Origin of the sequence: Vibrio sp. 1562, assembly GCF_033340155.1 — a bacterium.
GTDB lineage: Bacteria > Pseudomonadota > Gammaproteobacteria > Enterobacterales > Vibrionaceae > Vibrio > Vibrio alginolyticus.
On the sequence record NZ_JAWOVY010000569.1, the window covers coordinates 1 to 587 of the forward strand.

Annotated in this window: 1 pseudogene; it reads right to left on the bottom strand. The window is 48.6% G+C overall.

Going from position 1 to position 587, the window contains the following annotated elements:
- Nucleotides 1-587, bottom strand: a pseudogene (locus R7Z49_RS26440) (threonine ammonia-lyase, biosynthetic); the annotation flags it as partial.

Below are 587 nucleotides of genomic sequence, written 5' to 3' on the forward strand. Positions count from 1 at the left end.
GCGCCGTGGTTGCGGTAGTTGAATAGGCTGATGTTCCAATGGGTGCCAAGTGTGCTTAAGAACTTCAATAGTGCGCCTGGATACTCAGGAAATTCAAAGCTATAGAGACGCTCTTTCAGTTGTTTCGAGGGCTTGCCACCGATCATGTAACGAATGTGCAGTTTGGCCATTTCATCGTCGGACAAATCCACGACTGGGTAGCCACCTTCGCGTAGATCGCGAATGATGTTATCCAGCTCTTCCTGACCGCCTTGCAGGCGTACACCAACAAAGATATTCGCCAGTTCATCATCGTTATAACGGTAGTTAAACTCGGTGACAGCGCGGCCGCCAATCAGATTACAGAATTCAAAGAAAGCGCCTTGGCGTTCTGGAATTGTCACGGCCAATAGACCTTCACGCTTCTCACCTAATTCACAACGCTCTGAAACATAGCGTAAACCATGGAAGTTGGTATTCGCGCCAGACAACACCGTGGCAAGGTTTTTGTTTTCCAGTTGGTTTTGCTCAACAAACTTCTTCAAGCCAGCAAGCGCAAGCGCACCGGATGGTTCAGCAATCGCTCGAGTATCCTCGAAAATGTCTTT